We start from the raw sequence: 12534 nt of genomic DNA, 5'->3' as shown, positions 1-12534 counted from the left end.
GGCAGGTAGGGCAGGTAGGGGCCAGCGGGCATCATGTCCACCCCGGTCCGCTCACGCGCCGCGGAGCGTTCGGCGCATCTCGGTGAGCCAGGAGCGGGCGGAGGCTTCGTCCGGGAAGAACCGGAACGCGAGCTTTCTGTGCGCGAAAACGCGGGCCGCGTTGGCGATGAGCTCCGCGACGACCCGGAAGCGAAAGCTGCCGCCGACGAACGCGGTTGCCTGCGCTCGTTCGTCCCGGATGGCCGCGATGCTGCGGCGGCACGCGGGCTCGACGCCCTCGACGCGGCGTAGATCCGCGAGCGTCAGGAGGTAGCGCTGATCGGCGAGCAGCTCGGTGCGCAGCGCGGCGTAGGCCGCGACATGGGGGGCGCGGATCACGCCTCGGAAGGTCAGGACGAGCAGATCGGGCGGCTCGAGCGTCGCCGTGTGCTCGCCGATCACGGCTTGCCGCAGTGCGGACACGGCGCCCCCTCCCCGAGCACGACCTCGCGCGGCATCTCGCGGGCCGGTGTTCCCCGCTCGAACCGGACGAACACATCCCCGAACGCCGCCGCCTCCTCCGCGTCGTGCGTCACGAGCACCGCCGGCAGCGATCGCCGCGCGAGCGCCTCCCGTAACGAGCGACCGATCGCGAGCCGCGAGGGCCGATCCAGCGCGGAAAGCGGCTCGTCGAGCAGGAGCAGTCTCGGCTCCGCGGCGAGCGCCCGCGCGAGCGCCACCCGCTGCCGCTCGCCACCGGAAAGCGCGTCCACGCGCGCCTCGCAGAGCGCCGTGAGCCCGAGCTCGTCGAGCAGCGCGAGCGTCGCGGACCCTGGCTTTTTCCGCTCCGCGCGGGGCAGACCGAAGACCACGTTGCCGAGCACGTCGAGGTGCGGAAAGAGCGCCTGGTCCTGCGGCACGTACCCGATCCGCCGCCTCTCGGCCGGCACGAAGACCCCACGCGGAAAGTCGTACAGGGCCTCGCCCGCGAGCCGCACCGAGCCTCGCGCCGGCCGCAACAGGCCGGCGATCGCGCGCAGCGTGACGGTCTTACCCGCGCCGGACGAGCCGAACAGGACGAGCACGCCCGTAGGCAGCGAGAACCGCGCCTCCACGGAGAACGCCGCCGCGCCGCGACCCACCGTGACGTGCAGATCGACGTCGAGCGCCGGCGCACCACTCACGATGTCGCCCGCCCTTCCCGCGGCCCGAGCAAGCCCGCCACGAGCACCACCACGACCGAGATCGCCGAGAGCACCACCACGTAGAACCCGGCCCGCGCGTCGTCGCCTTCCTGGAAGGCCGAGAAGATCTCCACCGGCATCGTGTTCGTCCGGCCCGGGATGTTGCCCGCGAGCATCAAGGTCGCGCCGAACTCGCCGATCGCCCGCGCAAACCCGAGCACGAGCGCCGCGAGCACCCCGCGCCACGCGAGCGGCAAGGTCACGCGGAAGATCACCTCCCACGGCCGGAGCCCGAGCGTCCGCGCCACGTCTTCGAGCTGCGATGGCACCGCCTCGATCGACGGTTGCGCCGTCTTCACGAGGATCGGCAGCGCCACGACCGCCGACGCGAGCGCCGCGCCGGCCGGCGAGAACACAAGCCGAAGGCCGAGCCCCTCCTCCAGCATCCGCCCGAGGAGCCCCCGCCGTCCGAACACCACGACGAGGCAATACCCCACGACCGAAGGCGGCAAGACGAGCGGCAAGAGCACGAGCGCGTCGACGAGCCCACGCAACCTGTACCGGCACCGCGCCTGGAGCAGCGCGACCGCGAGCCCGATCGGCCCGACGAAAAGGAGCGCGAGGCCGGCAACGCGGAGCGAGAGCAGGATCGGGAACGACGTGGACGACTCCACCGGCGGCGACTCTACGCCGGGAAGCGGCCATGTGCCCGCGCGATGCGACGCCGCACGGTCGCCTTGACGCCCCGCGCGGCCGGACGATACCGTTTCTCATGGCCCGCCCACGCAAGCCCTCCGGAGCTTCCGCGTGGCCTTTCTCGATCGCCTGCGCAGCCCTCCTCGCCGCTCCCGTTGCCCACGCGCAGCAGGATCCGGCGGCGGCCGAGGCCCTCTTCAACAGGGGCCTCGTCGCGATGCAGGCCGGGCATTTCCACGTCGCTTGCCCCGCCTTCGCCGAGAGCCAGCGCCTCGATCCCCGCGCCGGAACCCTGTTCACCCTCGCCGAATGCGAGCGGCTCTCCGGCAAGATTGCCTCGGCGTCCGCCCATTACGCCGAATACCTGCGGCTCTTCGACGGCATGCCCGCGCCGCTGCGGCAAAAACACGCGGAGCGCGCGACGATCGCCCGCAAAGAAAAAGCCGCGATCGATCCCACGATCCCCACGCTCACGCTCGTCCTGCCGCAAACCGCGCCGCCCGGAACCCGCGTGACGCGCGACGGGATCGAGCTCGGCGCCGCCTCGCTCGGCACGGCCTTGCCCGTGGATCCAGGCGAACACCTCCTCACGACGTGGGTCCCCGGCACCCCGCCGATCGAGCAGCGCGTGATCGTGGCCCAAGGCGAGGCGAAGACCGTCGCGCTCGACGTGCAGGCGACGACCCCGACGCGTCCAGCCGGTTCGACGAGCTTCCCTCCCATCCTACCCACCGACCCTCACCACCCCGAACCTCCCGAGCATGCCTACCGCGGAGTCCCGACCTGGGCCTGGGTCGCCGGGCTCGGGGGCCTCGCCGCGGCCTCGGGCAGCATCGTGTTCACGGTCTCGCACCTCCACGTCCGCGGCCTCGTGGCGGAGCGTTGCCCCGACGGCACCTGCGTCGAGCCCGGCCTCGCGGCGGAGTATCGCCGGCTCTGGAACCGCGACCTCGGCCTCGCCATCGGCTTCGGCGCGCTCGGCGCGCTCGGCATCGGCGCCGCCATCACCGGGATCGTTCGCGCGTCGCCCGAGGCCACGAAGGTCCCCCACGCCGCGGCCTTCGTCCCGTGGGTCACGAAGGGCGCCGGCGGCGCCGCCGTCGTCGGCCATTTCTGATAGGACGCGTCTCATGCGAAGGGCCTCGCCGTCCGCGCTCGCTCCCCTCGTCGCGCTCCCACTCCTGCCGGCGTGCGCTCCGCCGCTCCAGGATCCGCCTCCGCCCTTCGAGGAGCGCCCGGTGGGCGAGCTGCGCGCCGCGGCCGTCGCTAAAATCGAAGGCATGGGTCCCCGCACGATCACGGACGTCGCGGTCCTGCCCTCGGGAGAGCCCGTCCTCGTGGGGCATTGCAGCGGCGAGCTCCACCTCGGCGATAGCCCCACGCCGTGTCCCGGCAAGGAAGCCTTTTTCCTGATCGAGCTCTCCCCGGCCGGCGCGATCGCCCGGTCCCTCGTCGCAGGCGAGCTCGGCACCGTACACCCGGTCGACGTGGCCACGCGGACCGACGGCAGCGTCGTTGTCGTCGGGGAGTTCGCGGGCGCGCTGGATCTCGGCTCGACGCGGCTCGAAAGCACCTCCGGCGAGGACGCGTTCCTCACCGTGCTCGACGGGTTCGCGCCGGGCGAGACGATCGGCGGGGAAGCGATGCGTTTCGGAGATACGGGCGAGCAAATCGCGACGAGCGTGGCGGTCGCCGAAGGCCACGGCATCATGCTCGCGGGCGCGTTCTCGGGCGTCGTCGGCTTCGGCGGCCCTGCGCTCGAGAGCGAAGGCGATTACGACGTTTTTATCGCGTCGAGGACCGCAGGTGGTTCGCCTCGATGGTCCACGCGGCTCGGCGGCCCGCTCGTCCAGCAGGCGATCGCCATCGCGGCGCGCCCGGACGGCGGGGCCGTCGTGGTCGGCGCTTTCGAGGGCTCGATCGGCGCGGGGACGGTGTGGAGCGCCGGCGGAAAAGATGTATTCGTCGCCGCGATCGACGCCGCGGGCGGGCCGGGCTTCACGCTCGCGCTCGGCGATGCGGTCGATGACGAGGAGGCGGCGGGCGTGGTCGTCGATGCGCTCGGTCAGACGGTCGTGCTCGGGAGCTTCGGGGGCAGCGTGGGGCACGGGGCCACGCTCGCCACGGCGCGATCCGAGCGCGCGGCGTTCGTCGCGGCCGTGGATCCCCAAGGCGCACTCGTCAAAATCCGAAGCTTTGGCGAGACGGGCGTCACGCGCGGCAGGGCGATGGCCCCGCGGCCCGGGGGCGGCACTTACCTCGCGCTCGATTTCACGGGCCGGGTCGAGGTGGGCGATCGTGTCTTCGAGAGCAAAGGCGCCGAGGACGTGCTCGTCCTCGAGCTCGACGCGTCCTTACGGGCCGTACGAGCGGGCGCCTTCGGGGACATGTATACGCAGCGCGCGACGGGCATGGCCGTCGACGGGGAAGGACGCGTGTTCCTGGTGGGTGATTTCGAGGGAACGCTCCTGGCGGGGGAGGACGCTATCACCGCCTCGTGGATCGAGCCGTTCTGGATGCGGATCGACGCATGGAGCGGCGGCGAGTGAAGAGCGCGAGGCCCGCGAGGATCGAGGCCATGGCCGCGGGCGTGAAATCGGAAGAGCTCCCTGCCCCGTAAGCGCAATCGACGTCGAAGATGGGGTTCGGGCAGGAGAGCCGCGGGTCGAGGGGACAGGCGTCCACGTCGTTCAGGAGCCCATCCCCGTCGATATCGTCGTCACAGGCATTGCCCACCCCGTCGCCGTCCTGGTCCGCCTGATCGGGATCGGGTACGGCGGGACAAACATCCTGCGCATCGGGGATCGTGTCCTGATCATCGTCGAGCACGCTGTCCCGATCGCAGGCGTCGCCCAGCGTGTCCATGTCGCTGTCCGCCTGGTCCGGATTGGGCGTCGTCGGGCAATTGTCGCCCATCCCCGTCGGGATGCCGTCGCCGTCGGGATCCGCGTCGCAGGCATCTCCTTCTCCGTCGCCGTCCTGGTCCGCTTGATCCGGATTGGCGACGTCCGCGCAATTGTCGAACGCTCCGGGCACGCCGTCGCCATCCAGGTCTTCGTTGCAACCATTGCTCGGATCGCCATCACAATCGCTGTCGATGGCGTCACCACAGATCTCCGTCTCCGGCTGCCCCGGCGCCACGCCGCACGCGGTTCCTCCCTGCCCGTCACACACGAGGAACCCGGTCCGCTCACACGCGCCGACGCCCACGGAGCACGGGCCATCGAGGCCGAACCCCTCGTCCGTGCAGCCATTGCAATCGTTGTCGGCTTCGTCGCAGACCTCCGCCTTGCCGATCGTGCCTTCGATGATGGTCGCGAGCGCCATGCTGAGCGCGGCCTCGTTGTTCGCCTTGATCGCCGTGCCGGTGCCGCCGGCGGCGGCGACGGCGTCGTTGTTGAGGCTGGCAGCCGCGAAATCGATGACGTGCGTCTTGACGCTCCAGAGGATCCCGCCCTTCGTGAAACCTGCGTAAAGGTCGGCGGCAGCGTCCACCGCGTCCGCGCTCGCGTCGCAGCTCTCGAGGCCGTCGGTGATCAGAAGGACACGCACCGGCCGACAGGCCCGCTCGCCCGCGTCCGCGATCGGCGAAGGGAACGACCTGGTCCCCGTGGGATTGGACCATCCGACCGAGAGGTACCGATACGCGTCACGGAGCAAGCCGTTGATCGGCGTCTCGCCTTGGGCCCAGAGCTCCTTGGGCATCGTCCCGGACTGCGTGCAATCGTTGTCCACCCATTGCAAAAGCTCGGAGACATTGGAGGGCTCGAGCGGCGGCGCATAAAAGTTGTCTAGACGCACGGGCACGAGGATCTCCCCGCCGTGCCGGTCCTCCGAATTCGGCTGTGACGTGGGCTCCGTGCCGCAGCCGCCCCCGGGCACGCCGCCCCCGGGATAACTTTGCCACGTGCACGTCCCGTTGCCATCTCCGAACCCTACGTTGGCGCAGGTCGACGTGCAGTTCATGGCCGACCCTCGGGCGAACGCGGCGAGGCCGAAGTTCACCTGCTCGCCATACGTCTCGACCAAGTTCTTCACGACACACTTCGCGTGGTCCCCGCGCGACGACCCGAAGCCACAGGAGCTCATCACCGGCGCCCCAGCTTGCATGACGTTTTGCGACATCGACCCCGAGGTGTCGAACGCGATCAAGAAGTAAGGCTTCGCCGGCGCCGGCCACATCGACGGATCGAGCGAGCACTCCGCCGGTTCGGCGCGAGCGCCGGTCGTCGCGAAGATCGCCGCCGCAGCGAGCGTGGATCCAATCAGATGGGCGCGTGCGCCACGAAACCTGCACGTTTCAGCGTCTCGACTGTACCGCTTCGTCATCAAACACTCTCCTTCGATCGGGATCGTTTGGATGATCGCATGTCGGAGGCCTTACTGACAAGCCCCTCATTCGCGTAGTGCCACGCTTTTCTTCGGCGCCGCCTCGCGCTACGATCGCGGCATGTCCGCCGGCGTCCTCACTCCAGGCAGCGTATTCGCGGACCGCTACGAGGTCGTCCGCTGCCTTGCCACCGGGGGGATGGGCGCGGTCTACGAGGTCATCCATACCGAGACCGAGCGCCACGCGGCCCTCAAGGTGATGCTGCCGCATTGCATCCCGAGCGACGAGCTCCGGAAGCGGTTTCGCCTGGAGGCGCGCGTCGCGGCGAGCGTGCAGAGCGAGCACATCGTCGACGTGCTCGACGCGGGGATCGAGACGACGAGCGGAATGCCCTTCCTCGTGATGGAGCTCCTGCACGGGGAGAATCTCGGCGAGCGTTTGCGCCGTCTCGGCCCGCTCCCCCCGGCCGAGGTGCTCGAGTACCTGCGCCAGACCGCCCTCGCGCTCGACAAGACGCACAAGGCCCACATCGTCCACCGCGACCTCAAGCCCGACAACCTCTTCCTGTGCGAACGGGACGAGAGCCCTCCTCGCATCAAGGTCCTCGATTTCGGCATCGCCAAGCTCCTCGCGGCCAGCGCCACGAAAAACGCCACGCGCTCGATGGGCACGCCGCTCTACATGGCGCCCGAGCAATTCGATGCCGACTCCGTCATCTCGCCCGCGACCGACGTGTTCGCCCTCGGCATGATCGCGTACACCTTGCTCTCTGGCATCCCCTACTGGGACGAGGAGTCGCAAGCGGGCCTGAATGTCTTCGCGTTCGCGGCGAAGGTCTGCGTGGGCCCGAGCGAGCCCGCCACCTCACGGTGCGCGCGGGCGGGGACGACGCTGCCGCCCGCATTCGACGCCTGGTTCGCGAAGGTCACCGCATTCGCACCCGAGGACCGTTTCCAGAGCGCCTCCGAGGCCGTGCGGGCCCTCGCCGGGGTCCTCGACCAGGGGGAAGGCATCTCCCACGCGGCCCCCATCGAAACGCCGGCCATGCCCGCGTCGACGCCCAGCCGGACGCCACGAGGCTTCCTCCCGGAACCCTCGGTCCCAGCACGAACCACGAGCGAGGCCTCGACCATCGAGGTGCCCGCCGTAGGGACGCCCGTGAACACGCTCGGAGAAGGCGCCTCCCCGGACAAACCTCGCCGCCTCCGCCTCGCCGCACTCCTCGTCCTGGGCTTGCTCGGCGCCGGATCCGTCCTCGCATACGCCGTCCGCGCGCCGCGCCCCACGAGCCCGCCCGCACCCCTCGCCGCGCCGGCCACGGAGGACACGCAGGGCACGCCGCCCCCCGTGATCGTGACCCCGACGCCCGCCCCTTCCCCGATCCTCCCCGCGACCGCCGAGGCGCCCCCCGCCCCGTCCGCCGTCCCCTCCGCGTCCGTCTCGACGCCCGCGCCCGCCGTGACGCTCCGCGCGCCCCCGCGGCCATCTTCCCGCCCGCCTGCGGATGCTTCCACCACGACCGCGCCGCCCCGCTCGACCTCGATTTACACGCGAGACTGAGCCCGCCCGAAGGTGGATCTCCGTTGATCCAGTTGCCGGGACGAACGTCGCGCCGAACGAACGCGGTGCATGGCCACGACCAAACGCGCCGCACCCCACTCCAAAAAAGCGCCCGCGACAGCCGACGCCGCCGCGCCGCCCGCAAAACGCACCCGCCGCAAGAAAGCCCCGGCCGAGGGATCGCGCGGCCTGCCCGCCGGCGTCCTGCTCGCCGGCCCGGTCCCGCCCGAGGTCGAAAGCCTCGCGCACGCCATCCAGGAGGACGGCGGCTCGGTCCTCGCCATCTACCGCGACCCGCTCGGCGCCCACCCCACCCTCCTCGCGGGCCTACCGCTCGACCGCGTCGAGCCCACGCCGTTCCAGCGCGACCTCTCGGAGGCCCACGCGCAGAAGCTCGCGACCGTGCTCGACAAGATCGGCATCTTCCTCGACCCGATCATCGCCTTCCGCCGTCCCGATGGCCGCTACTGGACCCCGAACGGCCGCCACCGCCTCGAGGCCATGAAGCGCCTCGGCGGCCGCGCCCTCGTCGCCCTCGTCGTGCCGGACGAGCGTGTCGCCTACCAGATCCTCGCCCTCAACACCGAGAAGGCGCACAACGTCCGCGAACGCGCGATCGAGGTCATCCGCATGGCCCGCTCCCTCGCCGACGCAGGCTCGGACCGCGCCGAGAAGGATTTTTCCTTCGAGTTCGAGGAGCCCGCGCTGCTCACGCTCGGACTCTGCTACGAGGCCCGCCCGCGCTTCTCGGGAGGCTCGTACCATGGCGTCCTCCGCGCCTCGGACGCCTTCCTCGACCTCCCGCTCCCCGAGGCCCTCGCCCGCCGTGAAGCGCAGGCCGAGCGGCTCCTCGAGCTCGACGACCGCGTCACCGAGATCGCCGCCGAGCTCAAGGCGCGTGGCTTCGAGAGCCCCTTCCTCAAGCCCTTCGTCGTCGCGCGGCTGAATCCGCTCCGCTTCCGCAAGGGCGCTGCGATGGCCGTGGACGACGTCCTCGATCGCATGCTCGACGCCGCCCACGCCTTCGACGTCGGCCGGGTGCGGCCCGAGCAGATCGCCCGCACCGGCGGCCCGCCGATGGAAGAGGCCGCCTGACGCGAGGACCCGTCCGGATTGTTGGCAAGCGGCGCGCCGCTCTCCCATAGTCCCCGCATGCTGCGGCGAGACGTGTACTTCTTCGGCCTGCTCTCCTTGGCCCTGCTCGGCTGTGGCGGCGGGAGCGAGGCATCCCCTCCGCCGGCCGCGCCAAAAACCCCGGCGAAGGGCGCGTCCGGGGCCGCCGACCAGGGCCCGGCGAAGGCCCCGGACAAGATCGAACGGGAGACCTTGAAGACCGTCCTGCCGATGGGCCTGCCGTGGCTGCTCCGCCGCGTCTGGCCCGAGGAGGTCTTCCGGGACGGCAAGTTCGTCGGCTGGCGCCTCGTGGCCATCCCGGAGGAGTGGACCGGGCTCGACGTCCGCCCGGACGACGTCGTCACGCGCATCAACGGCAAGACCGTCGAGACCCCCGAGCAACTCTGGGACGCGTGGACCTCGCTCGCCACCGCGCCCGAGCTTCGCGTCACCTACGAGCGCGGCGCCGAAACCAAGGAGATCGTGCTGCCCATCGCCGGCGCCCCTGCGCCCGAGCTCTTGGCCTCCCTCACGAACCCGTCCCCGCCGCCGCGCAAGGCCACCACGAAGCGCGGCACGATCGTCATCGAGAGCCGCGACCCGGCCGGCGACGATCCCGACACGAAGTAACGCCCTGCCGATCGCGCCTACATCACGCTCTTGCGGTTGCGCCCCCTGCGCCGCTCGGCGAGCCATGCGCGCGCGCTCGCCTCGTTGTCGAACACCTTGCCGTACATGTTCACCCCGAACGCGCGGATCATGCGCGTGAGGAACTCCATCGACGTCCGGTGGAAGAACCTCCGCACCACGTAGGCGGCGGTGCGCGGAGGCGACGCGCGGAAGAGCTTGGCGGTCTCGGTGATCGCGCCGGGGGCGATGGAGAGATCCTCGCCGAGGACGACGAGGTTGTAGATCGGCGCGCACTCGTCCCACAAGGGTTTCTCGAGCTTGCTCAGCTCGCCGACGTGCGCGCCGGTCGCCGTTCCGCGCGTGAAACGATAGACGAAAAGGTCCGTCTCCTCGCGCTCGATGCGGTGCTCACCAGCCGTGTGTGTATCGGGCGTCACGATCCCTCCGTCGGGCGGGGGTTTTCCATTTTCCGGAGGAACGATCATGCAGGGGCGCGGGGCACTTCGCAAGCCGCACGCGCGACGAAGCAGGATCAGGACTTGCGCTTGAAGACGAGCGTCATCTTTTTCTTCGGGTCCACAAGCTCGAGCGTCTTGTCGTCCTTCAATGTGATGGTGATCGCGAGATCCTTCGGCATCTCCTTCTTCGAGATCTCGTCCTTGCCTGCGGGCTTCATCACCACGGTCCCATTCTCGTCCTTCACGACCTCGTACTTCACCTTGAGGATGACCTTGTCCTTGCCCTTCTCGGTGACGTGCGAAACGTACACGGAATCGACGGTGAACTCGATCCACTCGCCGGCGGCGGCCTCTTCGAGCTCCTTCATCAGCGCGGCATATTTCTTCTCGTCCTTGCCGGCTTTTTTCTTGGCTTCGGCTTCGGCGTTGGCGCGCGGCTCGCCCGAGAAATCGAACTGCCATTGACCGACGATTCGCTCCTTGCCGGGCTTCGGCGCGGGGGCGGGCTCGGGCGCGGGGGCCGGAGCGGCCTGCGTCGGGGCGGGCTCCGCGGCCGTCGTCGCGGGCGGCGGCGTGGTTTCGGCCGGCGCCGGCGGCGTCGTCGTCTCGGCGGGCGGCTGCGGCGCCGTCTCGGGCTGCGGTGTTTCGCCGCCCCCGCACGCGATACCGAGCAGAGCCATCGTGGACACGAGCACCAGAGAAAGCTGCCTTTTCGCCATCATTTTCCGTTCTCCTCGTGAAACGGGGCATCCGCCCGGCCGATACGCGTGTTTACGCGCCAAACCGAAGGACGCCCGAGCGAGGGAAAACGGCTCACGTCGCGATCGTGCGCTCCTGCGCCTCATACGGCCCTCCCACGGCCCTCCCACCGTCCCGGGCGATTTGCTCGAAGAGCGGCGCGAGGTTTCGGAACACGCGTTCGCGCGAAAGCACGATCCGGACATGGCAATTCCCCGCATACACGAGCGCGAGGATCCCGCTCACGGCGAGGAGCATCCCCCAGGGAAAGGACGCGGGCCGCCAGCTTTCGAATGAGCCCCACGCGGCGAGGACGAGCAGGAACGGCGACGGCAACGCGAGGAACAAGGCCCTCCAGAGCAGCGCCGCGGCTTTCCGGAACGCCTCGTCGTAGTCACGGGCGATCTCGGAGAAGACGGGCACGAGGGCGGCATTCGGTCCGCCACGATATCCGCCACGCGCCGCGCTCTCCGGTGAGCCCACGCGCACGGCCGCGAGGATCGCGGCCTTCGTGGCCACGCAGACCGGCAGGGGGTGACCGGCGTTCGTGATCTTGAGGGCGCGTGGCAGGTTGCCGGCCTCGATGATCCTCCGGATGACGGAGACGAACATGTCCCCGTCGACGTCCCGGTTGTGGGCCAGCGCGACCCAGTACGCCCCGGAGGCCAAGCCCGCGAAGAGCACCCCCACATGCTCGCGCAGCCACCACGGAAGGTCGACGAGTGGCTCCATCGCGGGCGATCCTACCCGATTTCGCCCCGCGGAATGGCCTCCTCGCCTCGCATGTAACCTCCGAGGCCCCCGTGCCGTTCCCCCGGGGTCCGCGCCGCCGAAAGATCCCGACGACGCCCCTCCTGTCCTTTGCTACAAGCCGAGACGATCGACATGCCGAAGCGCCCGCTCCTCGCCACCTCCGCCCTGCTCCTCGCCCTCGCCGCCTGCCAGGACGACCCGGCCCCGACCGCGCTCCCGACTTCCTCCGCCGCGCCCGCGCCGCCCCCGCCGAGCGCCGCCGCCCCGGCCGCCACCACGAGCGCCGCCCCCGCCGCGGAGCCCACGGCCGCCGCACCAACCGCCTCCGCCGCCGCGCCCGCGCCCGCGCCCGCCACCGCAACCGCCTCCGCCGCCGCGTCCCCGCGCCCGACCGCGACCGCGTCCGCCGCCGCGCCGCCCGCGACCGCCTCCGCGGCCGCGCCACCCGCCACCGCCTCCGCCGCGGAGCCTGCGCCCTCGGCCGCGCCTGCGCCTGGCTCGGCCGACGCCGTGGCCGTGGCGATCGATCAGGTCTTCCTCGACAAGAAGACCTTCTTCGCGAAGTTCAAGCAGGAGCACACGCAAAAAGTGGCGGGCACGACGAAGAAATCGACTGGCGTCTTCTATTTCGAGCGGCCGAACAAGATCTCCTTCCGGTACGACGCGCCGAGCAAGAATCGCATCGTCTCCGACGGCACGACGCTCAAGGTCTACATCGGCGAGGACAACCAGATGTTCGTGCAGCCCGTGGACAAGACCGAGTACCCCGGCGCCCTCGCCTTCCTGATGGGCAAGGGGCTCGGCCCCTCGTTCAACTTCGCGTTCCACGACAAATCCAAGTTCGAGGGCGGCCCCGTCCTGCTCGGGAAACCCCGGCAAGCGACGCCACATTACGACTCGGTGTATTTCTACGTGGACAAGGCGTTCCTGGAGAAGAAGGATCCCGGCGTGATCCGCCGCGTCATGCTCGTCGACGCCCAGGGCAACCGCAACCGCTTCGATTTCGAGGGCTCGACGCAACCCGCCACGATCGACCCCGCCGAGTTCACCTTCACCCCTCCGCCGGGCACCAACGTGACCCAGAATTGAAGCC

13 protein-coding genes are annotated in these 12534 nt (G+C 70.3%); 6 read left to right on the top strand and 7 right to left on the bottom strand.

From position 1 onward, the window contains the following. Positions 1-51 precede the first annotated feature (51 nt). The 3 genes from KEG38_RS34780 to modB are packed head-to-tail and all read right to left on the bottom strand — an operon-like array spanning position 52 to position 1837. Positions 52-462, bottom strand: coding sequence for a hypothetical protein (locus tag KEG38_RS34780; RefSeq protein WP_272424578.1), 411 nt, complete (start codon positions 460-462; stop codon positions 52-54). Continuing rightward, positions 438-1163 (bottom strand): ATP-binding cassette domain-containing protein, encoded by a 726-nt coding sequence (locus KEG38_RS34775; protein WP_272424577.1) that lies wholly within the window; start codon positions 1161-1163, stop codon positions 438-440. The genes KEG38_RS34780 and KEG38_RS34775 overlap by 25 nt, the downstream gene beginning before the upstream one ends. Next, on the bottom strand, positions 1160-1837 hold the full coding sequence (gene modB, locus KEG38_RS34770) for a molybdate ABC transporter permease subunit (protein ID WP_272424576.1): 678 nt from the start codon (positions 1835-1837) through the stop codon (positions 1160-1162). The genes KEG38_RS34775 and modB overlap by 4 nt, the downstream gene beginning before the upstream one ends. A gap of 98 nt (positions 1838-1935) precedes the next feature. On the opposite strand from modB, the gene KEG38_RS34765 reads away from it, so the two are divergent. Together KEG38_RS34765 and KEG38_RS34760 are read left to right on the top strand one after the other, a co-directional pair. Beyond that, the gene (locus KEG38_RS34765; RefSeq protein ID WP_272424575.1) at positions 1936-2976 is read left to right on the top strand and encodes a tetratricopeptide repeat protein; all 1041 of its coding nucleotides are present in this window, start codon (positions 1936-1938) and stop codon (positions 2974-2976) included. A gap of 13 nt (positions 2977-2989) precedes the next feature. After that, the gene (locus tag KEG38_RS34760) at positions 2990-4408 is read left to right on the top strand and encodes a hypothetical protein (protein WP_272424574.1); all 1419 of its coding nucleotides are present in this window, start codon (positions 2990-2992) and stop codon (positions 4406-4408) included. On the opposite strand, the gene KEG38_RS34755 is transcribed toward KEG38_RS34760, so the two are convergent. Then, complete coding sequence (locus KEG38_RS34755; protein ID WP_272424573.1) at positions 4347-6188, bottom strand: thrombospondin type 3 repeat-containing protein; 1842 nt, start codon at positions 6186-6188, stop codon at positions 4347-4349. The genes KEG38_RS34760 and KEG38_RS34755 overlap by 62 nt on opposite strands. A gap of 121 nt (positions 6189-6309) precedes the next feature. Between KEG38_RS34755 and KEG38_RS34750 the strand changes: the two genes are divergently transcribed. The 3 genes from KEG38_RS34750 (at position 6310) to KEG38_RS34740 (ending at position 9492) form a co-directional block, all read left to right on the top strand. Further along, the gene (locus KEG38_RS34750; protein ID WP_272424572.1) at positions 6310-7749 is read left to right on the top strand and encodes a serine/threonine protein kinase; all 1440 of its coding nucleotides are present in this window, start codon (positions 6310-6312) and stop codon (positions 7747-7749) included. A 69-nt stretch (positions 7750-7818) separates the two neighbouring features. Then, positions 7819-8844 carry a ParB/RepB/Spo0J family partition protein gene (locus KEG38_RS34745; RefSeq protein WP_272424571.1) on the top strand — a complete coding sequence of 342 codons (1026 nt, stop codon included), beginning with the start codon at positions 7819-7821 and terminating at the stop codon, positions 8842-8844. Positions 8845-8901: 57 nt separating this feature from the next. After that, positions 8902-9492, top strand: a complete 591-nt coding sequence (locus tag KEG38_RS34740; protein WP_272424570.1) for a serine protease — start codon at positions 8902-8904, stop codon at positions 9490-9492. 17 nt (positions 9493-9509) lie between these two features. On the opposite strand, the gene KEG38_RS34735 is transcribed toward KEG38_RS34740, so the two are convergent. The 3 genes from KEG38_RS34735 to KEG38_RS34725 form a co-directional block, all read right to left on the bottom strand. Continuing rightward, entirely contained in the window at positions 9510-9977 is a 468-nt protein-coding gene (locus tag KEG38_RS34735; protein ID WP_272424568.1) for a hypothetical protein, read from the bottom strand. Between the two features lie 47 nt (positions 9978-10024). Beyond that, positions 10025-10672, bottom strand: a complete 648-nt coding sequence (locus KEG38_RS34730; protein ID WP_272424567.1) for a hypothetical protein — start codon at positions 10670-10672, stop codon at positions 10025-10027. A gap of 91 nt (positions 10673-10763) precedes the next feature. After that, entirely contained in the window at positions 10764-11420 is a 657-nt protein-coding gene (locus KEG38_RS34725; protein WP_272424566.1) for a hypothetical protein, read from the bottom strand. A gap of 153 nt (positions 11421-11573) precedes the next feature. Between KEG38_RS34725 and KEG38_RS34720 the strand changes: the two genes are divergently transcribed. After that, positions 11574-12530, top strand: a complete 957-nt coding sequence (locus KEG38_RS34720) for a LolA family protein (RefSeq protein ID WP_272424565.1) — start codon at positions 11574-11576, stop codon at positions 12528-12530. Positions 12531-12534 lie beyond the last annotated feature (4 nt).

This window comes from Polyangium jinanense (assembly GCF_028435265.1).
Taxonomy (GTDB): Bacteria; Myxococcota_A; Polyangia; order Polyangiales; family Polyangiaceae; genus Polyangium; species Polyangium jinanense.
Note: the sequence above shows the minus strand (reverse complement) of the source record. Positions and strands in the feature narration are given on the sequence as shown.